Here is a 24,382-nt window from a genome sequence, read left to right as displayed (position 1 = left end):
CCAACCTGGGCTCAGGTCTCGCCACCCAGATCCGTCTGGTACGCCTCCCAGAGCAGGTCGGCGCCGCGCCGCCGATGCCGGGCCAACCTCCGCAGCAGGTGCCCGGCCCGATGCCGCAGCTCGTCGGGGTGCGCCTCGGGCCGCTCGGCGATCTGCTGGACCGCCAGGATCGCGGCGACGATCGCCGTGTGTTCCCGGGTCAGCAGCCGTACGCCGTGGTCCAGTCGCGGCGACTGGGTGAGCAACTCCCGGTAGAGGCCGGTGGGGCCCTCGGTGGCCCGGACGTGCTCGGCGAAGCCCTTGCGCACCGGACCAAGCCGAAGGAGAACGTCTTCGCGCCAGCGCGGCTCGGTGGTGGCCGCCGCGACGGCCCGGCCGAGGGCGTGCACGTCGCCGGCGAGGCCGGCCGGGCGCGGCTCGCCGGGTAGAACGTTGGTATGTGGGTCGGCGGGGAGCCCCGCCGGATGCGCGACGCGAGGTCGGGCGACGAGTGACGGCTGCTGGACCGGACCGGCGACCATGGCACCTCCCGCGCGGCGCTGTTACCCCATACCGCGATGGTGAGGCTGCCCCGCGTGCCCTGTCCAGGGCCCTGGTTCGCCTCATCTGCCCCTTTGGGCCCACTGACCCCACCAGCCGCACTGGTACGGCCCTGGCCGCCGCACAGACCCCTGGGAGGTACGCCGGCTCAGTCGGTCGACCGGCGCTCCGCCAGGCGGCGCAGGTGGTCGGACACGGCGTGCGCGTCGCCGTCCCGCCCGTCGGCCGGTCGACCGGTCGTGATCGCCTCGGCCAGCGCCCGCAGTTCCGACGGTGGCAGGCTGGGCAGCCCCATGCCGCGCAGGGGGATGATGACCCCCCGGGTACTCCCCGGGTCGGTGGCGAGGATGGCCCGCGGCTGCGGTCCGCCGGCCGGGCCGTCGTCGTCCGCGTCGCGGTACGACACCGCGCCGGACTCGATCCGGGCGGTGGCGAGGTCGACGGTGCGGGTGCGCAGCGCACCGCGTACCCGCGCACGGCTGCCGTCCAGCCAGGCGGCCGTGCGGAGCACCCTCAGCACGAGGTAGAGGCCGAGCAGGACGAAGGGCAGGCCGCACAGGCCGATGAAGGGGCTGGGACCGGACTGGTTCGGGTCGGCGGAGTCGCGGAGCCCGGGCGGCAGCAGCCCCGGTGGCAGGTCGCGAGCCTCCTCGTAGGAGGCGAACGCGTCACCCGGACCGGTCAGCCGACGCAGCAGCCCGTCGGCGACGAGGGGCAGCGCCACGAACGCCGCGCCGACGGCCGCGAGGAGGACGCCGGCCACCACCGCCGTGACGCGCTGGCCGGGCGACGCGCCGACCGACAGGCGCAGCTCCTGGTTGGTCACAGGGGGCAGCGTAGGCGAGTCGCGTCGCCGCCCGTGAACAACGAAGCGCCCCGGCTGGTGGGCCGGGGCGCTTCGTTCGAGGTGGTGGAGGTGCCGGGAATCGAACCCGGGTCCTTCGCCGGTTTGTCAGGGCTTCTCCGAGCGCAGCTCGCTGTGCCTCTACTCGGCCCCACCGCTCACGCGAGCAAGTTGGTGTGACGGGCCCAGTCGCTGATTAATCTCGCCGCACGGACCCCGCGACCGGGTCCGATTGGCCAGCCTCCTAGCTGATGCCGGCTACTGGGACGAAGGCGTTCCCAGACCGACAGACTTAGCTACTCGCCTCAGGCGGCGAGAGCGAAGTCAGCGCGTTGGTGATTGGCGCTTATAAAGTTCCGACGACCGATTCTCGAGACGACGTCGGCTTCCTCGGCTCGCTTCCCCTGTCGCTGCGTACGAAGTCGAAACCAGTCACCCCCTCGACAGGCCGCCGATGTGGCGGCACTGACAAGCCTAACGCCTGGCGCAACAGCTTTCATCCCGAGCCCCGGGCCGGCACGCCGACCCGGACAAATGGGATGAACTAATCGTCCATCCCCTTGCCGCGGCGACCGGACACCCGGGCGATCTCCCGGTCCGCGTCGCGCTTGGCGAGGTCCTGACGCTTGTCGTACGACTTCTTGCCCTTGGCCAGGGCGATCTCGACCTTGGCCCAGCCGTCCGAGAAGTAGACCTGCAACGGGACGATTGTGAAACCGCCCTCGCGGGTCTTGCCGACGAGCTTGTCGATCTCGACCCGGTTGAGCAGGAGCTTGCGGGTACGCCGGGGCTCATGGTTGGTCCAGGTGCCCTGCGTGTACTCCGGAATGTGCATCGAGTGGAGGTACAACTCGCCGTCACGTTCCTGCGCGAACGCGTCGACAAGCGACGCTCGCCCGGCCCGCAGCGACTTGACCTCGGTGCCGGTCAGCGCCATGCCCGCCTCGTACGTGTCGAGGATGGCGTAGTCGTGGCGCGCCTTCTTGTTGGAGGCGACCACCTTGCGCCCCTTTTCCCGTGGCATCGGTGCCACCCCCTCTCCTGGAGTCCGTGGCCGGGTTCACCCCGGCCGGACAACCGATCATGCTACCCGAATGAGGCTTATTCGGGCTCTCGCCGCCGAGCAGGCCGTGCCATCGTCAGGGCCGCCCGAATAAGCCTCATTGACAAGGACCCTCCCGCGCCGTTTATTTCCGGCCGCGGGAGGGTCCTTGGGAGACGACGGGACGACCCGTGCGGTGCCTAGACCCGCAGGTAGAAGCGCAGGGTGACCCAGGCGGTGCCCGCGCTGACCAGAACACCGACGCCGGCCATCAACGGGAAGACGAACAGGATGTCGCCCCAGGTGACCGGCGAGAGCAGACCCTGCAACGCGCTCAACGACCCGTCGAAGAGCAGATACTTCGCCGCGACCAGGGCGACCAGGGCGAGCAGTGAACCGATCAGGCCGGCCACCACGGCCTCCAGCACGAACGGCGCCTGGATGAACCAGTTGGACGCGCCGACCAGCTTCATGACCGCCACCTCACGCCGCTTGCTGTACGCGGCCACCTGAATGGTGTTCGCGACCAGCAGCAGGGCGGCGATCGCCATCACGACGGCGGCGGCCAGGGCGATGTTCTGGATCGAGGTGAGGATGTTGAAGATCTTGTCGAGCAGTCGACTCTGGTCGATGATCTCCTCGACGCCCGCCGTGTCCTTGTACTGGTCGTAGACGTTCTTGTACTGCTCCGGGTTGTTCAGCTTGAGCCGGAACGCCTCGGGCAGCTGGTCGGGCTTGACAGCGTTCACCAGGTCCGGCGCGTCCTGGTACATCTCCTTGAAGCGCTTGTACGCCTCGTCCTTGTTGACGTAGAGGACGTCCTTGACCAGGGGGTCGCTGTCGAGCTTGGTCTGCAGGTCGGTGCGCTCCTGCTCGGTCACCTCCTGGGTCAAGAAGATCGAGACTTCGATGTTCTTGTAGTAGAGGTCCTTCATGTCGTCGACCTGGCGGTACATCAGACCGCTGGCGCCGAGCATGGTCAGCGAGACCGCCATCGTGATGATCATCGCGATGGACATGGTCACGTTGCGCCACAGTCCGACCAGTACCTCGGACAGGACGTATTTCACGCGCATCGGGATTTCCTCCGGGTCTCCGGCATGAGGTGTTCGTCGTCAGGCTGCGCAGGGGTGGAGCGCCGGCTCACCCGTAGACGCCGCGGGCCTGGTCACGCACGATGCGACCGCTCTCAATCTCAACGACGCGGCGGCGCATCTGGTTCACGATGTTGGAGTCGTGGGTGACCATCACGACGGTCGTGCCGGTGCGATTGATCCGGTCCAGCAGACGCATGATCTCGATCGAGGTGTCCGGGTCCAGGTTTCCGGTGGGCTCGTCCGCCAGCAGGATCAGCGGACGGTTCACGAACGCCCGGGCGACGGCGACCCGCTGCTGCTCACCACCGGAGAGCTCGTGCGGGTAGCGGTGCTCCTTGCCACCGAGCCCGACCAGCTCCAGCACCTCCGGCACGACCCGGCGGGCAACCGCCTTCGTCTTGCCGATCACCTCGAGGGCGAACGCCACGTTCTCGTAGGCGGTGCGGTTGGGCAGCAGCCGGAAGTCCTGGAAGACACAGCCGATCGAGCGCCGGAAGTGGGGTCGCTTCCAGGAGCGCATCGACGTGACGTCCTTGCCGTTGACGACGACGCGGCCCTTGTTGGGGGCCACCTCGTGCAGCAGCATCTTGATGATCGTGGACTTGCCGGAGCCGGATGGACCGATGAAGAAGACGAACTCGCCCTTCTCGATCGAGACGGACACGTTGTCGAGCGAAGGCCGGGACGCCTTCGGGTACGTCTTCGTCACTTGCTCAAGCTGAATCACGGGTGGTGAGTCTACGCGGTGTAACAACTGAGCCAAGCCCCACGCCCCGCCGAACCGGCGCGAGTCGTCGAATCAGGCTTCTACCTGGAGATCGATGACGCGCTCCGCCCGCGCCCCGTCACGCACCGTCGCCGGAGAGCTGCCGCTGCTTGCGCCAACGGATGCCCGCCTCGATGAAGCCGTCCAAATCGCCATCGAAGACCGCGCTCGGATTGCCGGTCTCCTGCTCAGTTCGGAGATCCTTCACCATTTGATACGGGTGCAGGACGTACGAGCGCATCTGGTCGCCCCACGAGCCCGCCGCGTTCTCCTTGAGCCCTTCGAGCTTGGCCTGCTCCTCCTGGCGCTTGCGCTCCAACAGTCGAGCCTGGAGCACCCGCAGCGCGGAGGCCTTGTTCTGCAGTTGGGACTTCTCGTTCTGGCAGGTCACCACGATGCCGGTCGGGACGTGGGTCAGCCGGACCGCCGAGTCGGTGGTGTTGACGCTCTGCCCACCCGGGCCGGAGGAGCGGTAGACGTCGACGCGTACCTCGTTCTCCGGGATGTCGATGTGGTCGGTCTGCTCGGTGACCGGCAGGACCTCGACGCCCGCGAAGCTCGTCTGCCGACGGCCCTGGTTGTCGAACGGGCTGATCCGGACCAGCCGGTGGGTGCCCGACTCGACGCTGAGCGTGCCGTACGCGTACGGCACCTTGACCGCGAAGGTGGCCGACTTCAGGCCCGCCTCCTCGGCGTACGAGGTCTCGTAGACCTCGGTCGGGTAGCCGTGCCGCTCCGCCCAGCGCAGGTACATCCGCAGCAGCATCTCGGCGAAGTCCGCGGCGTCCACGCCACCCGCGCCGGCCCGGATGGCGACCAGCGCCTCCCGCGAGTCGTACTCGCCGGAGAGCAGGGTGCGGACCTCCATCTCCTGGATGGCCTTGGTCAGCCCGGTGATCTCCGACTCGACCTCGGTCAACACGCCCGGGTCGGCTTCCGCCTCGGCCAGCTCCAGCAGCACCTGGGCGTCGTCGAGGCCGGAACGCAGGCTGCCCAGCTTGCTGATCTCGCCGTTGACGTACGACAGCTGCGAGGTCACCTGCTGGGCCTTGGCCTGGTCGTCCCAGAGGTCGGGGGCGGAGGCCTCCTGCTCAAGGCGGGCCTTGTCCTCGTGGAGACGGTCGATGTTGAGGACGGCCTCGATGTTTCGCAGGGTCGCGTCGAGTTCCTTGAGCTGTTCGGCGTAATCGGCAGCGGTCACGACAGACAAGCGTACTGTGCCGGGAGCGGAGCAGCTCGTTCCCTATGCGCGAACTGGCCGCAGGTCACCCGACGGGGGCGGACTTCAACCACGACAGGGCCGCCCGGTGGTAGGCGACGGCGAACTCCAGCGCGCTGGCGTCGTACGTCTCGCCGTCCCGTTTGGCGTTCTTCACCTGTTCCCGGACCTGGGCGAGGGCCTCGGTGTGGTATTCGTTGGCCGAGGCGTACAGGCCCTTGAGCTGGCTGGCGGAGTGCAGGTTGCCGAAGGCCATCCGCAGCGCTATCGGGTTGCGGATGGTGTCCCGCCCCGGGTTCTCCGCGAGCCAGCGGGAGAACGTCCGTTTCCCGCTGGCGGTGAGCGCGTACGGCTGGCTCATCCGCGGACCCGGCTTGCCGAGCCGCACGAAACCCCGCTCAGCCAGCACCGGCAACTCGCGGTACACCTGACTGCGGGTCATCGACCAGTACGGCGCCAGACGGCGCTCAGCGGCGGCCATCAACTGACCGCCTGTCATCGGGCCCTCATGGAGGAGGCCGAGTAGGGCCGCCGCCGTAGGGTTGACTCCGGAATCCGCCATGCCCACTACGCTGCCACTTTGCGCACGCGGCGTCCAGGATTTGCCAGTTTGCCACCCAACAGGACTTCCTAAGTGCACTGTCGGCGACAGACTGTCCGTTGAGGACTATCGATGGATTGCGACATTCCGGGCGCCCGCCGGCGGTGCCACGCACGCCGCCGGCGGGTCGTCGCCGGTCAGCCCATGTGGGGGTACGTGTGGTCGGTCGGCGGCACGAAGGTCTCCTTGATCGTCCGCGGCGAGATCCAGCGGACCAGGTTGAGCCAGGAGCCGGCCTTGTCGTTGGTGCCGCTGGCGCGGGCGCCACCGAAGGGCTGCTGCCCGACCACCGCGCCGGTCGGCTTGTCGTTGATGTAGAAGTTGCCGGCCGCGTACCGCATGCGCTCGCCCACCGACTCGACGACCCGGCGGTCGGTGGCGAACACCGAGCCGGTCAGCGCGTACGGGGCGATCGACTCGGCCTGCGCGACCACCTCGTCGAAGCGCGCGTCGTCGAACACGTGCACGCCCAGGATCGGCCCGAAGTACTCGGTGGTGAAGGTCTCGTGGGCGGCGTCGGAGCACTCGAAGAGCGTCGGCCGGACGAAGTACCCGACCGAGTCGTCGGCCGTGCCACCGGCCAGCACGCGGCACGTGTCGTCACCGCCGATCAGCTCCAGCGCGGCGGTGTGCCGGGAGAACGCCTTGTCGTCGATCACCGCGCCACCGAAGTTGCCGAAGTCGGCCACGTCGCCGTAGGTGAGCGAGTCGGTCGTGGCGGCCAGCCGGTCCCGCAGCCCGCCCTCCCAGATCGAGCGCGGCACGTACGCCCGCGAGGCCGCCGAGCACTTCTGGCCCTGGTACTCGTACGCGCCACGGATCAGCGCGGTGTGCAGGGCGTCCACGTCAGCGCTGGTGTGCGCGACGACGAAGTCCTTGCCGCCGGTCTCGCCGACCAGGCGCGGGTAGCCCCGGTAACGGGCGATGTTGTCGCCCACGGTCCGCCACAACTGCTGGAAGACCTTCGTCGAACCGGTGAAGTGGATGCCGGCCAGATCCGGGTCGGCGAGCACGACATCGGAGACCTCCTCGCCCCGGCCGGTGACCATATTGATCACGCCGGGCGGCAGGCCGGCGGCCTCGAACAGCCGCATGGTGAAGTGCGCGGCGAACTGCTGGGTCGGGCCCGGCTTCCAGACCACCGTGTTGCCCAGCAGGGCCGGCGCCGACGGCAGGTTGCCGGCGATGGCGGTGAAGTTGAACGGGGTGACCGCGTAGACGAAGCCCTCCAGCGGGCGGTGGTCGAAGCGGTTCCAGACGCCAGGCGAGGACGCCGGCTGCTCCTCGAGCAGGCGACGCGCGAAGTGCACGTTGAACCGCAGGAAGTCGATGAACTCGCACGCCGCGTCGATCTCGGCCTGGATGGCGGTCTTCGACTGGCCGAGCATGGTGGCGGCGTTGAGGGTGTCGCGCCAGGGACCGGCGAGCAGCTCGGCGGCGCGCAGGAAGATCGCGGCGCGCTCCTCGAAGGGCAGCGCACGCCACATCGGCGCGGCGTCCTTGGCCGCCTTGGTCGCGGCACGCGCGTCGTCGTGGGTGGCGTGCCCGGTCACACCCAGCACGTGGGCGTGCTTGTGCGGCTGCACCACGTTGATCGGGTCACCGCCGGCCATCCGCTGCTCACCGCCGATGGTCATCGGCAGGTCGATGCGCTCGGCGGCGAGCTCGGTCAGCCGCCGCTGGAGCCGGTCCCGGTCGGGGCTGCCCGGCTCGTAGTTGCGAACCGGCTCGTTGCGCGGCTCGGGAACGGAGAACACGGCATCCATCAAGGCTCCTGGCGATCTCGACAGCAGTGGCGAAACCGGACCCGCGGGCACCGACCGGACGGCCGGACACCGGACGCCGCACGGGAGGCCGAGCAGCGGCGGGACCTCCCGTGATTCTCCCACGACGGGCCGCACGACCCACCTCGGCCACCGGCCCTGCACCAAGGACCGCCCCACCCCTCCTCCCCTTACCGACCGGCCTCGATCCGTCCCGCCGTCCCGGGGCGACAGGCAGCCCAGCGGGCCCGCGTACCCTGAATGGTCGGTGACCTGCCGCCTCGAAGGGGAGACGATGACCAAGCAGCCCGGCCGCGTCCCCGCGGTCAAGCAGCCCGGCCGCGTCCCCGCGGTCAAGCAGCCCGGCCGCGTCCCGGCCGCTGAGTCGGACGAGCCGGCGGTAGACGCGCCCAGCACCGGCGGTCGGCCGCTGCCCGCGCCCGGCGCCGCAGTGCTCGCGCTGCTGGCGCTCGGTTGGCTGGCCGCCATGCTCTGGTCCACTCGGGAGGCCATCACCTCGGCGGCCGCCGGGGTCACCGCGATCAGCCTCTCCGCGTTCGCCCTGCCCGGTGTGATCTCGGCCGCGCTGGTGGCCGGGGCGGCCGTCGCGTTGGCCGGCGGCAACCTGCTGGCCCGCCGGTACGGCGACTGGGCCACCCTGCGCTTCGCCGGGGCGATCGGCGGCGGAATGCTGGTAGGGCTCGCTGCCGCGGTGGCCATCAACCTCACCTACTTCGACACGTCCACCACCAACGTGATCGCCGGCACCACGGCGGCCGCGGCGATCATCGGGGGCGCGCTGGCCGGCGCGCGGACCGCCCCGGCGATCGGTGCGGTGGTCACCGCCGCGCTGGGCACACTGATCTTCGTGGTGGCGTTCAGCCGCGCCCGGGACCCGCTGTTCGACCTCTTCGGTGGCGGCGACAGCCAGGAATCGTTGGTCAACGCGGCCAAGTGGGTGTCCCGCACCGAATCGCTCGTCGCCGGGATTCTGGCCGGGCTACTGGCCTTCGGCTACCTGACCTGGGCACGGCGTCGAGCCGTCCGCCGCGACCCGGAGGCCGCCGCGCTGCGCTGGCCGGCGTACCTGCTCGCCGGCGCCGGGCCGGGGCTCCTCCTGCTGCTCGCCGAGGTGATCATCCGAATCGGCGGCCGGTCGCTGCTCGACCTCGCCAGCGCGCTCAGTGAGGCGGACGCGGTGGCGCAGACCTCGCTGGGCACCTCGCGGGTGGACAACGGCATCTGGGTGCTCTTCGTGGGGGCGCTGACCGCGCTCATCGCGTTCGGCCGCACGCTCGGCCCGGCCCACAGCGACGACGACCCGGCCGACGACCCGAGCCCGGTCGCCGACCAGCTCGTCGACCCGAAGGACGACAAGCCGGGCTACGCCAAGGCGTTCGACCCGGACCCGGCCGAGACGTTCGACGCGCCCGAGACGTTCGACGCGGCCCAGACGTTCGACGCGGACTCGGCGAAGGCGGAGCCGTCGAAGGTTGACCCGGCGAAGGCGGACCCGGCCCGCTGAAGCCGGATCTGGGCCGACGTCCGACTGCCTGGCCCGACGTCCGGCTGCCTGGGCCGGTGTCCGACTGCCTGGGCCGGTGTCCGACTGCCTGGGCCGGTGTCCGGGTCAGGCGGGTCCGCCCGCTGTCCGGCTGCCGGGCTGGTCTCCGGCTCAGTCGGCCGCGCGGAGCAGCTGGTCCAGCTCCGTCACGTCGTACCACTCCAGCTCGTGGTCCTCGGCGCCGTCGACGGTGAACTGGGCGTCGGGGTCACCAGCGGCCGCCTCTGCCACCACGTCGGCCGCCGCACCGACCTCCTCGACCGCGTCCGCGCCGTCCACGTGGATGGCCGCGACGGCGCCCACCGGCACCGTGTCGGTCAACGTCACAGTGCTCGAACCCAGCTCACCGTCACCGCGCCCGAGCGCTCCCGACGGCAGGTCGACCGAGACGACGACGCGGCGGCGGGGAGCAGTCGGATCGGCCCGGAGCAGGTGCAGGGCGTCCTGGGCAGCCCGGATGAACGCGACGTACTCCAACTCCTCCTCGTCGCCCTCGGCATACCACTCGCGAAGCGCCGGGGTCACGGCGTGCGCCTGGTCGGCGGTCAGCCCTTCCTCACGCAGCCGGGCCAGCATCGGTACGGTCGCCGGCACGTACACCCGGACAAGCTCGTCGGTCACCGGTCGTCTCCCCGCGTCGTCCTCCCACCGGCGGCCGCCGGCACGGGCGCAGATCATGCCGCACGCCGTGACCGTCATACACCCCGCCTCCGACCGGAGGAAGTTCCCCGCCGGTGTGTCCTCCATGGTTGCCCTGCCGCCGACGCGGTCCGGGTGCTGGGCGGTCGGGGCTGTCGGTGGCAAACTGAGCCAAACGACATCAACCCCGGGAGTTCCTGTGGAGCCGAGGTTCCTGCTGCTCTCCGACGTGGCCACTGAGCTCAACGTGTCGGACTCGCAGGTCTACCACATGGTGCGCAGCGGCGAACTGCCGGCGATCAAGATCGGCGGGCGCGGCCAGTGGCGCGTCGAACGCGCCCGGCTGGAGGAGTACATAGCGCGCAAATACGACGAGACGGCAGACTGGGTGCAGAGCAACCCGCTGGTCGACCGCGACCCCGAGTAGCAAAGCCCGGCCCGCTCGGCCCGCTCGGCCCGCCCGGGGGCATGATCCACTCGGTTTTGCGGAAGTCGCGGTATCGGGGCTGCTGGGATGCCGTGACATCAAGGAACGCGAGTGGATCATGTGCTTTATTGGGCGGAGGCCGCCAGAAGCCATTGACCGAGGCCGTTCTGTCACCCAGAATCAAGCCTGTCGGAGGCAAACGTAGGTAAACGCAAGATCGAAGGGGCCATCATGAGCGGAGCGCGACCCGGTCCTTCCCGCCCGCCCGTACGGCTGCGCCCGGTCCCGCCCTTCGACCCGCCGTACGCTGACGAGACCGACGGGTCGTACTGGCCGTCACCGACCGACGGTCAGCTCGCCCTCGACCTGTTCGCCTCCACCCGACCCAACCCGGTCCGGCCGCCGGAGCGGCGAGCCGCCCTGCGCCCGGTGCCCAGCCGGTCCACCACCCACCCGGCCGTGTCGTTGCCGCCGGCGACCGCCCCGGAAACGACCCGAGCCGCGCACCGCTTCGTCGGCACCTGCCTGGAGGTGGTCAACGGCTACCGTTCGCCGGCCCAGGCGCGAGCGCTGCTCGACCCGGCCCGAGCGGGCGACCTGCTGACCGAACTCGCCCGCGCAACCGGCCGGGCCGGGACAGCCCGCCGCCGCACCGGCCGGCCACTGGTCCGGCTGCTACGCCTACGAGTCTGCGAGCCCCGGGAGGGCGCGGTGGAGGCGGCAGCGGTCCTCACCGGCGCGGGCGGCCGAAGTTGGGCGATGGCCCTGCGCCTTGAGCATCGCCGGGGCCGCTGGCTCTGCACCGCCCTCCACGTGCTCTGACCACACCCGCCGGGCCGGGTGATCCACTCGCGTTTCAGGAAACCGGGCGGTCCGGCCGTCGGTGATGCCGCGCTTTCCTTGAAGGCGAGTTGATCACAAGCGCGGCCGCCAGGTAACCCCACGAGACGCCCGGGGATGGGCGTTTTGTCGGGCAGGCGGGGCTGGAAGACGCCGACGGGCCCCGGTCTGGTCGGCCGGGACCCGTCGGTCAGACGCTGTTGGTGCGGACGCACCGTCGGTGCAGCTGCTGTTGCTCAGTTGCCGCCGTTGGGGGCGCCGTGGCAGCGCTTGTACTTGCGGCCCGAGCCACACGGGCACGGCGCGTTGCGGGACGGGCCGTTGCTCGCCTCCGCCTGGTTCGGGGCCGGCCGACGGGCGGCGGCCGACGGGACAGCCGGCCCACGCAGGCCCGATGCCGGCCGCTGCGGAGCGGACGGCGCGGTCTGCCCCGGTGCCGCTGGGGCACCCGGAGCCGGTCGGCCCACACCGAGCGCGGGAGCCTGCTGCTCGGCCTGCTCCACTGCGACCGCACCCGGGCTGGACTCACCGTCGATGGTGGGCGCGGAGTATTGCAGGCCCTGCCGCCGCGGCGCCTGGTTGAGGCCCTTGGCCCGGATCTCCACCGGCTTGTCGAGCAGCGCGACCTCGTCGGCCCCCGCCTCCGGCTCCGGTTCGGTCACCTGGACGTCGATGTTGTAGAGGAAACCAACGGTCTCCTCCTTGATGCCGTCCATCATGGTGGCGAACATGTCGAAGCCCTCGCGCTGGTATTCCACCACCGGGTCGCGCTGGGCGTACGCCCGGAGGTTGATGCCCTCCTGGAGGTAGTCCATCTCGTAGAGGTGCTCGCGCCACTTGCGGTCGATGACCTGGAGCAGCACCATCCGCTCGAGTTGGCGCACCCCCTCGGTGCCGAGCTGCTCCTCACGCCGGTCGTACGCGGCGTTGGCGTCCTCCTTGAGGCGGGCCACCAGGAAGTCGGCGTCCATGCCGGCCCGGGAGCCGCCGGCCTCCTCCTCCAACTCCTCGATCGTCACACCGACCGGGTAGAGCTGCTTGAGGCTGGACCAGAGCTGCTCAAGGTCCCAGTCTTCGCCGTAGCCGTCGGAGGTGGCGCCCCGCACGTACGCCTCGACGGTGTCGTCGATCATGTTGCGGACCTGGTCGGACAGGTCTTCACCGTTGAGCACCCGGAGCCGCTCGGCGTAGACGACCTGGCGCTGCTTGTTGAGCACCTCGTCGTACTTGAGCACGTTCTTGCGGATCTCGGCGTTCTGGCCCTCGATCTGGGCCTGGGCGCTCTTGATCTGCCGGGTGACCATCTTCGACTCGATGGGCACGTCCTCCGGGATGTTGAAGCGCTCCATCACCGCCTCGACCGCTCCAGCCCGGAAGCGCCGCATCAGCTCGTCCTGCAGGGACAGGTAGAAACGGGACTCGCCCGGGTCGCCCTGCCGGCCGGCGCGACCGCGCAGCTGGTTGTCGATCCGCCGGGACTCGTGCCGCTCGGTGCCCAGCACGTAGAGGCCACCGGCGGCGGAGACCTCGTCCGCCTCGGCGTCGCAGGCCTGCTTCCAGTTGGGAAGGACCTCCTCCATCGCCTTGGCGTACTCTTCCTCGTTTTCCAGCGGGTCGAGGCCGCGCTGGCGCAGCTCGTTCGCGGCGAGGAACTCGGCGTTGCCGCCGAGCAGGATGTCGGTGCCACGGCCGGCCATGTTGGTCGCCACGGTGACCGCGCCCTTACGCCCCGCCTGGGCGACGATCTCGGCCTCCCGCGCGTGGAACTTGGCGTTCAACACGTTGTGCGGGATGCCCCGGCGGCGCAGCAACTGGGAGAGGATCTCGGAGTTTTCCACCGAGACGGTGCCCACCAGCACCGGCTGGCCCAGCTGGTGCCGCTCGGCGATGTCCTCGATGACGGCGTTGAACTTGGCCTTCTCCGTCTTGTAGATGACGTCCGGCCGGTCCTCGCGAACCATCGGGCGGTGGGTCGGAATGGTCACGACGCCGACCTTGTAGACCTTGTTGAACTCGCTCGCCTCGGTCTGCGCCGTACCGGTCATCCCGGACAGCTTCTCGTAGAGGCGGAAGTAGTTCTGGAGGGTGATGGTGGCCAGGGTCTGGTTCTCCTGCTTGATCTCCACCCCCTCCTTGGCCTCGATCGCCTGGTGCATGCCCTCGTTGTAGCGACGGCCGTGCAGGATGCGACCGGTGAACTCGTCGACGATCAGGACCTCACCGTCGCTGACGATGTAGTCCTTGTCGCGCTTGTAGAGCTCCTTGGCCTTGATGGCGTTGTTGAGGTAGCCGACCAGTGGGGTGTTCACCGACTCGTACAGGTTGTCGATGCCGAGCCGGTCCTCGACCTTGGCGACGCCCCGCTCGGTCACCGCGATGGTGCGCTTGGAGTGGTCGACCTCGTAGTCGCCCTCACCGTCGGTGCCGGCCTGGAGTCGGGCCACCACGCCGGCGAACTCGCCGTACCAGCGGGCCGAGTGCTCGGCCGGGCCGGAGATGATCAGCGGGGTGCGGGCCTCGTCGATCAGGATGGAGTCGACCTCGTCGACCACGGCGAAGTTGTGACCGCGCTGCACCAGCTCGTCCTTCGACCACGCCATGTTGTCGCGCAGGTAGTCGAAGCCGAACTCGTTGTTGGTGCCGTAGGTGATGTCGCACTCGTAGGCGGCCTTGTGCTCGGCGGCCGGCCGGTTGGGCAGCACCACGCCGACGGTCAGCCCGAGGAACTCGTGCACCCGACCCATCCACGCCGCGTCACGCTGGGCGAGGTAGTCGTTGACCGTGATCACGTGCACGCCCTTGCCGGACAGCGCGTTGAGGTAGACGGCCATGACCGAGGTCAGCGTCTTGCCCTCACCGGTCTTCATCTCGGCGATGTTGCCGAAGTGCAGCGCCGCGCCGCCCATCACCTGGACGTCGTACGGGCGCTGGCCGAGCACCCGGGCGGCCGCCTCGCGGGCCACCGCGAAGGCCTCCGGCAGCAGGTCGTCGAGGGTTTCCCCGTCGGCGAGCCGCTCCCGGAACTGTTCGGTCATGCCGGCCAGTTCCTCGTCGGTGAGGTTGACGTAGTCGTCCTCGATCGAGGTGACGGCGGCGGCGATGGCCTTGAGCCGGCGCACCATGCGGCCCTCGCCCGCGTTAAGGACCTTTTCCAGAATCGACACGGATCAACGCTCCCCTAGACAGTCTCGAACCATCGTAGGCGCTCCATCGGCGCGATGGTCACTGGTGGCGGTGCTCGACCCCGCAGAACCCGACATAACTCGCGTCCTGCGCGCGCCCCAAACGTTATCCGGTTACGCCGTCGGCGAACGCTACGGCAGGATGCACGGGTGGAGCCCGTAGAGATCATCGAGGATGGCGTGCTGCTGCGGCCCTGGCGAGAAGCTGATGCCGAGGCCGTACACCGAGCCTGCCAGGACCCGGACATTCAGCGCTGGACCACCGTACCGCGCCCATACCGGCCGGAACACGCGCTCGGATTTGTCACCGAGATGAGCCGGAAGGCCTGGGCCGAGGGCACCGGGGCACCGTTCGCGGTGTGTGACCCGGGCACCGGGGACCTGTTGGGCGCGAACGGCCTGGTCTCCATCGACAACGGCACCGGCGAGATCGGCTACTGGACGGCGCCGTGGGCGCGTGGTCGGGGCGTGACGGTCCGGGCCACCCGGGCGGTGGCCCGCTGGTCCTTCGACACCCTCGGGCTTCGTCGGCTGATCTGGCAGGCCGAGGTGGGCAACCACGCCTCCCGGTTGGTGGCCCTCCGGGCCGGTTTCCGGGTCGACGGCCGGTTGCGGCTGGCCGATCCGGCCCTGTATCGCAGCGCGGATGGCTGGATCGGCTCGCTGCTGCCCGGCGAGGTGCCCGCCGCCGGGTCGACCGGTCCGGCCGGGCCGGGCACCGTCGCCGCCCGCCGGGCCGCCGTCTTCGGCCGTCCGCAGCCCGTTCTGTTCGCCACCACCGGGGCCGGCGAGCTGCGTCTGCGGCCCATGGAGGAGCAGGACCTGGACGCCGTGGTGCAGACCTGCCGGGACCCGGAGACCATCCGGTGGACGACCGTGCCGGACCCGTACGAGCGCGCCGACGCGCAGGGCTACCAGGCCCACAGCCGGGACGCCTGGGATCGGGGGGACGCCGCCTGCTTCGTGATCGCCGACCCGGACGACCGGTACGTGTGCTCGCTCGACCTGCGGCTCTCCCCCGTCGACGCGCTGGTGGCCGACGTCGGCTTCATGACCGCACCGGCGGCCCGGGGCCGGGGCTACCTGCCCGCCGCGTTGGTCGCGCTCAGCGCCTGGGGCTTCAGCACGTTGGGCCTGGCTCGGATCGAGTGGAGGGCGAACGTGGGCAACACCGCCTCCCGCCGAGCGGCGGAGAAGGCGGGTTTCCTGGTCGAGGGGACCGCCCGGGGCGGTGTGCAGCACCGGGGCGAGCGGGTGGACGTGTGGGTCGGTGCGCTTCTCGCCAAGGATCTCGGATGATCCCGCGGCCGGTCGTCGAGGCGTACGGGGTGCGGCTGCGCCCGTTTCGCGCCGAGGACGGCGCCGACGTGGTGGACGGTTGCGCGGACCCGCTGACCCAACGGTTCGTGTCGAACCTGCCAGTGCCGTACACCGAGACCGACGCCCGCTGGTGGATCGACGTCGGCGCCCCGGCGGCCTGGACCGGCGGCGGCGCGGCGTACGCCGTCGCGGACCCCGCCACCGATCGGCTGCTCGGCGCCGTGGGGTTGAACAACCCGGTGCCTGCCCGGGGCCAGTTCGAGATCGGCTACTGGATGCGGCCGGCGGCGCGCGGGCGCGGGCTGGCCACCGCGGCGACTCGGGCGCTGAGTGAGCACGCGTTCGCCAGCGGGACGGCCCGACTGGAGTTGCTCACCGAACCGGAGAACGGCCCGAGTCAGCGGGTCGCGCTGGCCGCCGGCTTCCGCTACGAGGGTCTGCGGCGGTCGGCCGGCGCGTCCCGGGACGCCGGCCGGCACGATCTTCTGGCCTGGGTACGCGTCGCCGGTGATCCGCCCGGCCCGACCGCCCGGCTGCTGCCCGACCTGCCCGGCAGGGTGCTCACCGATCAGGTGGTGGCGCTGCGCCCGCTCGGGCCGGACGACGCGGCGCTGATGTACCGGCTGCACAGCCGACCCGAGGTGGTGGCGAACCAGGCGCCGCCGGTGCCGCCGACGCGTGAGGCGATGGAGCGGCGTTGTCGTCTCGCGCAGAGCGGGTGGCTGACCGGCGAGATCGCCCGGCTGCTGATCACGGACGTGGCCAGCGGAGAGCCCGTGGGCAGTTGCGGCCTGTCGTACACCGATGTGGCCGCCGGCGAGGCGTCGGTCGGCTACGCGTTGCTGCCCGACTGGCGCGGCCGGGGGTACGCGACGCGGGCGGTTCGGCTGCTCGCGGACTGGGCGTTCGGCCCGGCCGGTATCGCCCGGCTGTCGGCGGGCACGGTGCCGGACAACACCGCGTCGCACCGGGTGCTGGAGCGGGTCGGTTTTCGGCGCGAGGCCGTTCAGCGCGGCCGGCTGCCCGGACTGGCCGGCGCCCGTCTGGACGACCTGACCTTCGCGTTGCTCCCCGCCGACCTCCGCTGACAGATCATGGAGTTGTGGTGGGCGTCCCCCACCACAACTCCATGATCGACGCGGATCGGCTGGCGGTCAGGTGGCGAGGGAGATGATGCCGTAGTCGTACGCGTGGCGCCGGTAGACGACGCTGGGGCGGCCGGACTCCTTGTCCTGGAACAGGTAGAAGTCGTGGCCGACCAGTTCCATCTCGAACAGCGCGTCGTCGATGGTCATCGGCTCCGCCGGGTGCACCTTCTCCCGGGCGATGTGCCACGGCTGGTCGTCGTGCTCCTCTTCGACCCGCTCCGCGACCGCGGTGCCGCCGCGGGCGCCGTCACTCGGCGCGCTCAGCGCGGGGGACACCAGGTCCGCGACCGGCAGGCCCGCGGTGGCCTCGGCGACGGAGATCGGCGCGTGCCGACCCCGGTGTACGCGGCGGCGGTCGGCCGCGCGGCGCAGCCGGGTGTCGAGCTTCGCGATGGCCGCGTCGAGCGCGCTGTAGAAGTCGTTCGTGCAGGCCTCGGCCCGAATTACCGGGCCCCGGGAAACGCAGGTGATCTCCACCCGCTGGCAGTGGTCGGCCTGGCGCGGATTGCGCTCGTGAAACAGCTCGACATCGACGCGAATAAGTTTGTGGTCGTAGCGTTCGATCTTCGCGAGTTTCTCGGCTACGTGTACCCGGTAATGATCCGGCACTTCGACGTTTCGACCCTTGACCACGATGTCCACGTGACCTCCATTGTTCGGACGGTCTTCGATCCGGTTACCCGGCCGCGCGCCGTGGGGAGACCCGCTGGCGTCGACCGGTTGGTACGGCTACGCCTCCTCTCACCGCCAGGGGCGGTTGGAACGACCTCCTACCCCCGACAGCGAAACGCTAACTCCTGTTCCCTCAACAGTCACCCCGTGTTGCCGAGACGGCCCAGATTTTTCGTAGCTCATACACCAACGGGTGAAACGGAAACACGATCGGTTACGACTGGCGTCTTTTCTCGGTCGCCGCGAGCACCACGGCGACACTCGGTGCCCATCCCGTCGCGGTCAGCACCCTGCTCGCCGCGGCGAGGGTCACGCCGGTGGTGACGATGTCGTCGAGCAGCACCACGACCGGCGCCGCTCCCGCGACACCACCCCGAAGCGGTCCGGTCGAGCGGGGCTGGAAGGCCGCCTCGGCCGCCGCCGCCCGGCCGGCGCTGTCCAGGGTGACCGAGTCGGGCCGGGGCAACGCCCGCAGCGGACGGCGCACCCGCACCGCCCAACCGCCCCGGTTGAGCCTCGCCGCGCAGTGCCGGGCCAGCCGGTCGAGGTGGTCCCCGTAACGGGACCGGGCCGCCGCGGCGGTGTCCGGGACCGGCACCAACGCCAGCGGCCGAGCCCCGCCGACGGCCGCCGCGACGACCTCGGCGAGCAGGGCGCCGAGCGGGCGGGCCAGCCCGTGCCGGCCGTGTTCCTTGTACGCCAGCAGAGCCTCACGCAGCGGACCCGAGTACGGGCCGAGGGCGACGCAGGACGGCAGCCCCGGCGGGGCGGGGGTCGGACGGACCACCCGGGGCCGCAGGTCGCCCAGCGCGGTGACACAGGCTGGGCAGACCCCGTGCCGCAGACCGGGTCGGCGCTCCCGACAACCGGCGCAATCGGCGGGCAGCACCAGGTCGGCGAGGTCCGCCCAGAGCCCGCTCACCTGATCAGTAGAGGAAGAACGGCGCCGACGGGTTGCTCGGCCGCACACCGGCCGGCACCGGGGCGATGTCGCGTACCCGGCTGGGCTCGATCCGTTCGAATGGGCTGCTGCGGTAGGCCACCCCGTTCGCCTCGTACATGTAGGCCCCGCTGGGCACCCGCACGCTGGGGTTGGTCGGGTACGCGGTCAGGTGGTTGACCTTGGCACCGAGGTCGGTCCGCAGCGGCGTCTCCAGGGCACCGTCGACACTGATCTCGTAGATCGCCGGCTGGCCGACCGATCCCGCCACCACCAGCTGATCCTCCCTGCCCCAGTCGACCGCCGTGGGGTTGGTCAGCGAGGTGACCAACTCTCGGGGCGGGCCGATGGAGACCCCGCCATTGTCGAGGTTGACCGCGGCGACGTAGAGACGGCCGCCGGCGATCAGCGCGACCCGCTGGCCGTCCAACGCGGCGGCCACCGCGGTGGCCTCGGTGGAGGGCAGGTTGAGCGGCACCGGATACATCCGGGCCAGCTCGTCGAACCGGTAGAGCTGCCCGTCGGCCACCACCAGGCCGCTGCCCGGGCGGGAGTCGACCGTACGCAGCCAGACCGGCCGGCTCATCGAGGAGTACTCGGTGCCGCTGCGGCCCAGCACGGAGACCGGGTTGGCGCCCGTGCCCACGGCGAGTCGGTACCGGTTCTTGCTGCTGCCGGTGACCACCATCGCGGCAAGGACTCGCTGGTCCTTGGCCAGCCCGAGGCTGGCCGAGACGACGTTGCGGTTGATCTCGGGCGTCAACGGCACCGTGCCGCTGGGTTCGCCTTCGAAGTCGAGTGGGTGGATCGCGCCGTCGTACAGGCCGAACCGCTGCGGGCTGGCGGCCTGGGGGTAGAGCGCCTGGGAGTTTCGTCGCTCGCTCAGGTCCACCACGGGCTGCGCGTTGTTGCGGATCTTCAACTCCAGCTGACCGGGCAGGTCGCCCAACGACCAGGCGATCTGCGTGATCAACTGTTGGATGCCGTTCTGGTCGTCACCGGACATGTCCAGGTTGACCTCCCACCGACCGTTCCCGCCGGTGGCGTTGTTGATCAGCTCGGTGCGGTCCGGCAGCCCGACGACTCCGGGGCGCAGCCAGTCGGAGGGGCCACCGACAAGCCATTTCACCACCTCGTTGACCCGCCGCTCGACCGGCACCGTCTGCGGCCGGTAGCGCTGGTCGGGCACCAGACGGGTGCGGTCCGAACTCCAGAAGTAGATCGTCTCGTCCTGGTAATACTGTCGAAGGGCGGTGTCGCTGAGCAGCAGTACGTTGGGCGGGTTGATGACGTACAGGCCGGCCCGGTCGTCGTTGACGCCGCCGTTGAACGACGCGCTGCGCAGGCCGAACTCGTACTCCGTCTCGGTCGCCACCGGCGGGGCCAGGGTGCCGTTGGCCCGCAGCACACCGATCTGCTGCACGGCGATCTTCACGGTGGTGGTCGAGTCGCTGTTGAGGGTGTAGACCGCCTCGCCCAGCCGGACCACGTTCAGCGCGACCTCGCTGCCCTTCTTGTCCTGTAGGCGGATCTTGTCCTCCGGGGCGATGAACGCCTTAACCCGCTCGTACGCCCGATCCGGCTCGCCGGCGGCGGCGGACAGGAAGTTGCGGACGAACGCCTCGTTGACGCTGCCGCTGGCCGTCCGCGTCGGCGGCTCGCTGCCCCGGCTGATCACACCGGCCTCGGTCGCGGCACCGCCCTTGCCGTCCACCCGCACGTCGGATGTCGCCGGGATGCCGCAGCCGGCACCCAGCAGCACCATCACGCCGAGAGCCCCGAGCAGAGTCGGCCGTCTCACGAGCGCACCTCCGTCCGCTGCCCGTCCCCGGCCGGAGCCGGGCCGATCGCCAGTGCCCCGCCGGTGCCGGGGCCGATGGCCAGTGGGCCACCATCGCGGGGGCCGCCGAACGGCAGCGCGGCGTCCGCCGGCACCAGCCGCAGCGGCGAGGTGGTCAGCCGGTCCCCCGCGCGGGCCGGCAGGGTGAGCCGGAACTGCGCGCCCTGGCCGGGAGCACCCCACGCCTCCAGCCAGCCGCCGTGCAGCCGGGCGTCCTCCAGGCTGATCGACAGGCCCAGCCCGGTGCCCCCGGTCTGCCGGGCCCGGGACGGGTCCGCCCGCCAGAACCGGTTGAACACCAACTTCTCCTCGCCCACCTTCAGCCCCACCCCGCGGTCGCGGACGGTGATCGCCACGGCGGTCTCGTCGATGCCGAGGGTGATCAGCACCGGGCGGGCCTCACCGTGCTCCACGGCGTTGCCGACCAGGTTGCGCAACACCCGCTCGACCCGGCGCGGGTCGACCTCGGCGATCACCGGGGTGCCCGGCAGGTCGAGTTCGATCGGTACGCCCACCCGCTCGGCCAGGCCAGACAGCCGGTCGACCACCCGGTGCACCACCGGCACCAGGTCGGTCGGCTCGGAATCCAGCATGGCGAAACCCGCGTCGAACCGACTGATCTCCAACAGGTCGGTGAGCAGCTCCTCGAATCGGTCCAGCTCGGCCTGGAGCAGCTCGGCGCTGCGCGCGACCGCCGGGTCGAACTCGTCGCGCTCGGCGAAGATCAGGTCAGCGGCCATCCGGACCGTGGTCAGTGGGGTACGCAGCTCGTGGGAGACGTCGGAGGTGAAGCGTCGCTGCAACCGGGACATTTCCTCCAGGCGCAGGATCTGCCGTTGCAGGTTGGTGGCCATCTGGTTGAACGAGGCGGCGAGCAGGGCCAGGTCATCCTCGCCGTTGACCACCATCCGCTGGTCGAGCAGGCCCGCGGAGAGCCGCTGAGCGGTCCGTGCGGCGACCCGGACCGGGTTGACCACCAGCCGGGTGACCAGCGCCGCGAGCAATCCGAGAAGGATCACCAGCGCGACCCCGGTGGCCACCACGGTGGCTCGGGCGTCGGCGGCGGTGACGTCCTGCCGACCCAGCGGCACCAGGTAGTAGAGCTCGATCTGGCCGAAGCGGGTGGGCACCGGCGAGCCGTAGACCAGGTACTTCGTGGTCTCGCCGGTGAGTCGCCCGGTGCGGATCTGGCTGGCCACCTTGCCGTCGGCGATCGCGGCCCGCAGCTCGGGGGTGATCAGCGACTGGACGTTCGCGGACGGCGAGGTACGCGTCTGGATGTCGTTGGGATAGTCGTCGGCGGTGATCGCCACCACCACCCCGCTGGTCTGCTGGGGGTCGCCGCCGGCCAGGTAGTTGACCGTGCCGTCGATGGTCTCCTGGAGCTGCGCCTCCTGCGGCTGCCCGTAGAAGGAGACCTGCTTGGCCGCGTAACTGGCACCGCTTGTCACCCGCTGCCGGACGTCGCTGCGAGCGCTGTCGAGCAGGATCGTGGTGATCTTGTCAGCGATCAGGAACGCGAACCCGCCCACCAGGAGGCTGGACGCGACAAGCGTGATGGTCACGACCCGGACCTGGAGCGAGCGGCGCCAGGTCTGGTGCGCACGGCCCACCACCCGGGCGACCCGACCGCTCACCGCACGCCAGAACTCCCCGCCGGCGCTGGGCCGGCGGGCAGCCGTACTCGGGGAGGGTGGGGGCGGCGAGGTCGACACAGTGCGACCAGGCTATCCGGTCCCTGCCTTGTAGCCCACGCCCCGCACGGTGAGGATGATTTCCGGTCGCTCCGGGTCCGGCTCGATCTTGGCCCGCAACCGCTGGACGTGCACGTTGACCAGACGGGTGTCGGCCGCGTGCCGGTAGCCCCAGACCTGCTCGAGCAGCACCTCACGGGTGAAGACCTGACGTGGCTTGCGGGCGAGCGCGACCAGCAGGTCGAACTCCAGCGGAGTCAGCTTCACCTCCTCGTCGTTGCGGCTCACGGTGTGCGCCGGCACGTCGATGGTGATCTGGTTGTCGGGCGGCCCGATGGTGAGCATCTCGGGGGCCACGTCCTCGCCCCGGCGCAGTCGGGCCCGCATCCGGGCCACCAGCTCCTTGGGCTTGAACGGCTTGACCACGTAGTCGTCGGCGCCGGACTCCAGGCCGAGCACGACGTCCACGGTGTCGCTCTTGGCGGTCAGCATGACGATGGGCACGCCGGACTCCGCCCGGATCGACCGGGCGACGTCAATACCGCTCATACCGGGAAGCATCAGGTCAAGGAGCACGATATCGGGACGGCTGTCGCGAAAGGCGGCCAACGCCCGCTCGCCGTCCGCCACAAACGAGGGCAGGAAACCCTCACTGCGCAGCACGATGCCGAGCATCTCGGCGAGCGCGGGGTCATCGTCGACCACCAGTACGCGGGCTCTCATGGGATTAATATTGCATCCTCATTCGGTTCGGTGGGACCGGCGTCGGCCGGTAACGCTTCGCGCCGCCGTCAAACCGGGGTGCCCGCGGTCCGCGGCGGCGGCGCCACGTGCTGCGGTGCCCGGCGCACGGACGGACCGTGGGCCAGGCTGCCACCATGATCCCCCTTCGGCGCCGCCCGGCGCCACCACAGGCTGGGCCGATCCGGCTGTCGCCATCCGGACGACGGTCAGCCGAACAGCCCACGCCCCCAGTGGTCGCCGCCGTCGCGTACCCCGGGCGGGCAGGCGAACACCCCGCTGGAGACGTGTCGTAGGTACTCGTTCATCACGTCGTGCCGTGCCAACTGGGTCTGGATAGGCACGAACTGGCGGCGTGGGTCGCGCTGGTAGGCGATGAAGAAGAGGCCCGCGTCGAGCCGACCGAGGCCGTCCGAGCCGTCGACGAAGTTGTAACCCCGGCGCAGCAGCTGGGCGCCGCTGTTCCGGCTCGGGTGGGCCAGCGCGACATGGGCGTGCTCGGCGATCACCGGCTTCCCGTCCGCGCCACGCGCGGCGAAGTCGGGCTCGTCGAACTCGTCGCCGCGACCGAGTGGCGCACCGCTGCCCTTGGCCCGGCCCACGATCTCCTCCTGCTCGGCGAGGGAGGTCCGGTCCCAGGTCTCGACTAGCATCCGGATCTTGCGGGTGACCAGGTACGAGCCACCGGCCATCCAGTCCGGCCCGTCGCCCGGCTGCACCCACAACTGGTCGCGCAGCAGGTCGGTGTCCTCGGCCTTGAGGTTGGCCGTGCCGTCCTTGAACCCGAAGAGGTTGCGGGCGGTGGCCTGGTCCCGCGAGGTCGACGAGGTGCGGCCGAAGCCGAGCTGCGACCAGCGGACGCTCACCACGCCCATGCCGAGCCGGGCCAGGTTGCGGATCGCGTGCACCGCCACCTGCGGGTCGTTGGAGCAGGCCTGGACGCAGAGGTCGCCACCGGAGAGCTGCGGCTGCAACGCGTCGCCGGGGAACTTCGGCAGCTCGGCCAGGGCGGCCGGCCGCCGGTCGGCGAGGCCGAAGCGATCCCGCCCGTCGGCGTCGCGGAACAGCGTCGGCCCGAAGCCGATGGTGAGGGTGAGCTGCGAGGGAGGCAGGCCGAGCGCTTCGCCGGTGTCGTCCGGTGGGGCCTCCGGCATCCCGCCGACCGCCCCCAGCACCCCGGCGTCGCGCCCCGCGGTCATCCGGGCGGCGGCGGCCGTCCACTCCTCCAGCAGTTCGACAAGCCGGGCCCGGTCCTTGGTGATCACGTCGAAGGCCACGAAGTGCAGCCGGTCCTGCGCCGGGGTGACGATGCCAGCCTGGTGCTCACCGTGGAACGGCACCGCCCCGGCCGGGTGGTCGCTCGCCGCGGCCGGGCCGTGGGCGCCGTTCAGCAGCGCCCCCGCGCCGGCCGCCACTCCGGCGACCCCAGCCACTCCGGCGCCGGCCAGGGTGATCGCCCGGCGCCGGGTCAACCTGCTCCCGCTCATCGACTCGACTCTTTCT

The 24,382-nt window shown here is 70.7% G+C and carries 20 protein-coding genes, 1 other RNA gene and 1 pseudogene; 5 read left to right on the top strand and 17 right to left on the bottom strand.

What is annotated here, in order from left to right; all coding sequences use genetic code 11:
- Positions 1 to 11: 11 nt before the first annotated feature.
- From ACFYL6_RS04305 to pruA, 9 genes are all read right to left on the bottom strand, one after another.
- Positions 12 to 521, bottom strand: coding sequence for a hypothetical protein (locus ACFYL6_RS04305; RefSeq protein ID WP_387167244.1), 510 nt, complete (start codon positions 519 to 521; stop codon positions 12 to 14).
- A 167-nt stretch (positions 522 to 688) separates the two neighbouring features.
- Complete coding sequence (locus ACFYL6_RS04300) at positions 689 to 1,366, bottom strand: hypothetical protein (RefSeq protein WP_387167241.1); 678 nt, start codon at positions 1,364 to 1,366, stop codon at positions 689 to 691.
- An 82-nt stretch (positions 1,367 to 1,448) separates the two neighbouring features.
- Positions 1,449 to 1,824: a transfer-messenger RNA gene (gene ssrA / locus ACFYL6_RS04295) on the bottom strand.
- A 104-nt stretch (positions 1,825 to 1,928) separates the two neighbouring features.
- The gene (smpB, locus tag ACFYL6_RS04290; RefSeq protein ID WP_387167238.1) at positions 1,929 to 2,408 is read right to left on the bottom strand and encodes an SsrA-binding protein SmpB; all 480 of its coding nucleotides are present in this window, start codon (positions 2,406 to 2,408) and stop codon (positions 1,929 to 1,931) included.
- A gap of 218 nt (positions 2,409 to 2,626) precedes the next feature.
- On the bottom strand, positions 2,627 to 3,502 hold the full coding sequence (gene ftsX, locus ACFYL6_RS04285; protein ID WP_387167234.1) for a permease-like cell division protein FtsX: 876 nt from the start codon (positions 3,500 to 3,502) through the stop codon (positions 2,627 to 2,629).
- 67 nt (positions 3,503 to 3,569) lie between these two features.
- A complete protein-coding gene (ftsE, locus tag ACFYL6_RS04280; protein ID WP_030331491.1) occupies positions 3,570 to 4,250 on the bottom strand; it encodes a cell division ATP-binding protein FtsE in 681 nt (226 codons plus the stop codon).
- A 118-nt stretch (positions 4,251 to 4,368) separates the two neighbouring features.
- Positions 4,369 to 5,490, bottom strand: a complete 1,122-nt coding sequence (prfB, locus tag ACFYL6_RS04275; protein ID WP_387167230.1) for a peptide chain release factor 2 — start codon at positions 5,488 to 5,490, stop codon at positions 4,369 to 4,371.
- A 64-nt stretch (positions 5,491 to 5,554) separates the two neighbouring features.
- On the bottom strand, positions 5,555 to 6,070 hold the full coding sequence (locus ACFYL6_RS04270) for a PadR family transcriptional regulator (RefSeq protein ID WP_091393967.1): 516 nt from the start codon (positions 6,068 to 6,070) through the stop codon (positions 5,555 to 5,557).
- Between the two features lie 176 nt (positions 6,071 to 6,246).
- The gene (pruA, locus tag ACFYL6_RS04265; protein WP_387167227.1) at positions 6,247 to 7,875 is read right to left on the bottom strand and encodes an L-glutamate gamma-semialdehyde dehydrogenase; all 1,629 of its coding nucleotides are present in this window, start codon (positions 7,873 to 7,875) and stop codon (positions 6,247 to 6,249) included.
- 292 nt (positions 7,876 to 8,167) lie between these two features.
- Between pruA and ACFYL6_RS04260 the strand changes: the two are divergent.
- Positions 8,168 to 9,193 (top strand): annotated as a pseudogene (locus ACFYL6_RS04260) (hypothetical protein); the annotation flags it as partial.
- Between the two features lie 354 nt (positions 9,194 to 9,547).
- Here the strand turns inward: ACFYL6_RS04260 and ACFYL6_RS04255 are convergent.
- On the bottom strand, positions 9,548 to 10,057 hold the full coding sequence (locus ACFYL6_RS04255; protein ID WP_387167224.1) for a DUF6912 family protein: 510 nt from the start codon (positions 10,055 to 10,057) through the stop codon (positions 9,548 to 9,550).
- 217 nt (positions 10,058 to 10,274) lie between these two features.
- Here ACFYL6_RS04255 and ACFYL6_RS04250 point away from each other — a divergent pair, with 217 nt between their 5' ends.
- Together ACFYL6_RS04250 and ACFYL6_RS04245 are read left to right on the top strand one after the other, a co-directional pair.
- Complete coding sequence (locus tag ACFYL6_RS04250) at positions 10,275 to 10,502, top strand: helix-turn-helix domain-containing protein (RefSeq protein WP_091393976.1); 228 nt, start codon at positions 10,275 to 10,277, stop codon at positions 10,500 to 10,502.
- A gap of 231 nt (positions 10,503 to 10,733) precedes the next feature.
- Complete coding sequence (locus ACFYL6_RS04245; protein ID WP_387167221.1) at positions 10,734 to 11,324, top strand: Rv3235 family protein; 591 nt, start codon at positions 10,734 to 10,736, stop codon at positions 11,322 to 11,324.
- A 254-nt stretch (positions 11,325 to 11,578) separates the two neighbouring features.
- Here ACFYL6_RS04245 and secA read toward each other — a convergent pair whose 3' ends face one another.
- Entirely contained in the window at positions 11,579 to 14,506 is a 2,928-nt protein-coding gene (gene secA / locus ACFYL6_RS04240) for a preprotein translocase subunit SecA (protein ID WP_387167218.1), read from the bottom strand.
- A gap of 168 nt (positions 14,507 to 14,674) precedes the next feature.
- On the opposite strand from secA, the gene ACFYL6_RS04235 reads away from it, so the two are divergent.
- Both ACFYL6_RS04235 and ACFYL6_RS04230 read left to right on the top strand, forming a co-directional pair.
- Complete coding sequence (locus tag ACFYL6_RS04235; RefSeq protein WP_387167215.1) at positions 14,675 to 15,823, top strand: GNAT family N-acetyltransferase; 1,149 nt, start codon at positions 14,675 to 14,677, stop codon at positions 15,821 to 15,823.
- A complete protein-coding gene (locus ACFYL6_RS04230) occupies positions 15,820 to 16,932 on the top strand; it encodes a GNAT family N-acetyltransferase (RefSeq protein WP_387167212.1) in 1,113 nt (370 codons plus the stop codon). The genes ACFYL6_RS04235 and ACFYL6_RS04230 overlap by 4 nt, the downstream gene beginning before the upstream one ends.
- A 66-nt stretch (positions 16,933 to 16,998) precedes the next feature.
- Here ACFYL6_RS04230 and hpf read toward each other — a convergent pair whose 3' ends face one another.
- The 6 genes from hpf to efeB all read right to left on the bottom strand — a co-directional run bounded on the left by hpf (position 16,999) and on the right by efeB (position 24,366).
- Positions 16,999 to 17,634, bottom strand: coding sequence for a ribosome hibernation-promoting factor, HPF/YfiA family (hpf, locus tag ACFYL6_RS04225; protein WP_387167210.1), 636 nt, complete (start codon positions 17,632 to 17,634; stop codon positions 16,999 to 17,001).
- A 244-nt stretch (positions 17,635 to 17,878) separates the two neighbouring features.
- A complete protein-coding gene (locus ACFYL6_RS04220) occupies positions 17,879 to 18,586 on the bottom strand; it encodes a ComF family protein (RefSeq protein ID WP_387167207.1) in 708 nt (235 codons plus the stop codon).
- A gap of 4 nt (positions 18,587 to 18,590) precedes the next feature.
- Positions 18,591 to 20,369, bottom strand: coding sequence for an LpqB family beta-propeller domain-containing protein (locus ACFYL6_RS04215; RefSeq protein WP_387168245.1), 1,779 nt, complete (start codon positions 20,367 to 20,369; stop codon positions 18,591 to 18,593).
- A gap of 32 nt (positions 20,370 to 20,401) precedes the next feature.
- A complete protein-coding gene (gene mtrB / locus ACFYL6_RS04210) occupies positions 20,402 to 22,159 on the bottom strand; it encodes an MtrAB system histidine kinase MtrB (RefSeq protein WP_387167204.1) in 1,758 nt (585 codons plus the stop codon).
- Positions 22,160 to 22,171: 12 nt separating this feature from the next.
- Positions 22,172 to 22,861, bottom strand: a complete 690-nt coding sequence (mtrA, locus tag ACFYL6_RS04205; RefSeq protein WP_030331519.1) for an MtrAB system response regulator MtrA — start codon at positions 22,859 to 22,861, stop codon at positions 22,172 to 22,174.
- Positions 22,862 to 23,088: 227 nt separating this feature from the next.
- Positions 23,089 to 24,366, bottom strand: coding sequence for an iron uptake transporter deferrochelatase/peroxidase subunit (gene efeB, locus ACFYL6_RS04200; protein ID WP_387167201.1), 1,278 nt, complete (start codon positions 24,364 to 24,366; stop codon positions 23,089 to 23,091).
- Between the last annotated feature and the right edge of the window lie 16 nt (positions 24,367 to 24,382).

This window comes from Micromonospora sp. NPDC007208 (assembly GCF_042869175.1).
GTDB lineage: Bacteria > Actinomycetota > Actinomycetes > Mycobacteriales > Micromonosporaceae > Micromonospora > Micromonospora foliorum.
Note: the sequence above shows the minus strand (reverse complement) of the source record. Positions and strands in the feature narration are given on the sequence as shown.

What these genes read in the sequence shown, in the direction of transcription:
- ftsX (WP_387167234.1), bottom strand. Translation starts at nt 3,502, where the DNA reads ATGCGCGTGAAATACGTCCTGTCCGAGGTACTGGTCGGACTGTGGCGC.
- ACFYL6_RS04215 (WP_387168245.1), bottom strand. Translation starts at nt 20,369, where the DNA reads ATGGTGCTGCTGGGTGCCGGCTGCGGCATCCCGGCGACATCCGACGTG.
- smpB (WP_387167238.1), bottom strand. Translation starts at nt 2,408, where the DNA reads ATGCCACGGGAAAAGGGGCGCAAGGTGGTCGCCTCCAACAAGAAGGCG.
- ACFYL6_RS04305 (WP_387167244.1), bottom strand. Translation starts at nt 521, where the DNA reads ATGGTCGCCGGTCCGGTCCAGCAGCCGTCACTCGTCGCCCGACCTCGC.
- ACFYL6_RS04245 (WP_387167221.1), top strand. Translation starts at nt 10,734, where the DNA reads ATGAGCGGAGCGCGACCCGGTCCTTCCCGCCCGCCCGTACGGCTGCGC.
- ACFYL6_RS04270 (WP_091393967.1), bottom strand. Translation starts at nt 6,070, where the DNA reads ATGGCGGATTCCGGAGTCAACCCTACGGCGGCGGCCCTACTCGGCCTC.
- ACFYL6_RS04230 (WP_387167212.1), top strand. Translation starts at nt 15,820, where the DNA reads ATGATCCCGCGGCCGGTCGTCGAGGCGTACGGGGTGCGGCTGCGCCCG.
- efeB (WP_387167201.1), bottom strand. Translation starts at nt 24,366, where the DNA reads ATGAGCGGGAGCAGGTTGACCCGGCGCCGGGCGATCACCCTGGCCGGC.
- mtrA (WP_030331519.1), bottom strand. Translation starts at nt 22,861, where the DNA reads ATGAGAGCCCGCGTACTGGTGGTCGACGATGACCCCGCGCTCGCCGAG.
- pruA (WP_387167227.1), bottom strand. Translation starts at nt 7,875, where the DNA reads ATGGATGCCGTGTTCTCCGTTCCCGAGCCGCGCAACGAGCCGGTTCGC.